General features: G+C 67.3%; 1 protein-coding gene. It reads right to left on the bottom strand.

Annotation, left to right across the window (positions count from 1 at the left end; all coding sequences use genetic code 11):
• A partial coding sequence (locus ACYVOK_RS34405) for an AfsR/SARP family transcriptional regulator (protein WP_460666791.1) occupies positions 1 to 362 on the bottom strand: 362 nt, incomplete at its 3' end.
• Between the last annotated feature and the right edge of the window lie 495 nt (positions 363 to 857).

Raw genomic sequence — 857 nt, forward strand, 5'->3', positions numbered from 1 at the left:
CAGGCCGCAGCGAGCGCTTCGAGTGTGCCTTCCGCCGTAAGAGCCTCGAAGCGCACGACATCAACAGTCACACGTTCCGGGTCAAGCCAGATCGATCGGCTATCGCTGCGGAGCGGTCCCTCGCTTCCGCCAAGGAGCTTTCTGAGCTGGTGCAGGACAAAGCGCAGGTTGCCCTGGGCGTGCGGCGGGTCGGAGTCCGGCCACAGCAACGCGTGGAGGATGTCGCGCCGATACTTCGTGCCGGGAGCGTAGGCCAGACGCGCGAGGAGCTGGGGACTCTTCTCTCCCGTGAGCTCGATGGGTCCGCGGTCGGGATGCCGCAGGCGAAGCCCGCCGAGCAATGCGATCTCGAGTCCCGTCATGGATGCCTCGGACGCTGTCGCAGCAGAACCAGTCTAGCACCGCTTCAGGACACGTGAAATGCCGGGACGCACCCGCCTCACGCCCGCCTAACGCTCCAGGGGCCCAACTCCCGCAAGCACCGCACGCGGGAGGATTGATCCATGAGGAAAGCTCGCCCACACCAATGCGAAGCCGGCCGGCACGCCGAGGCCAAGGCTCCATGGCACACACTCCGTCTGGCCCACGGGATCGCCTTGGTCGCCTGTGGCCTCGCGTTGCCCTTGGCCGCCATTGGTTCTGCGCCGGCTCGCGCAGCAGGATCTGGCGGATGCCTTGAGGGCGATTGGATCGCCGAGGCAAGAGCGTTCGTCGCCGAGGAGACGGGTATCCCGGCCCCGGAGGCTTGCGTGCGCTTGGCCAGGAAGGAGCGTCTGGAGCGGCTCGTGTTCCCGATTGCCGTCGGCGAGTCTCACGGCGAGGCCGTGGCCGCCGTCTATGTCCCCGCCACGCAAGAG

Source organism: Kribbella swartbergensis, assembly GCF_054784135.1.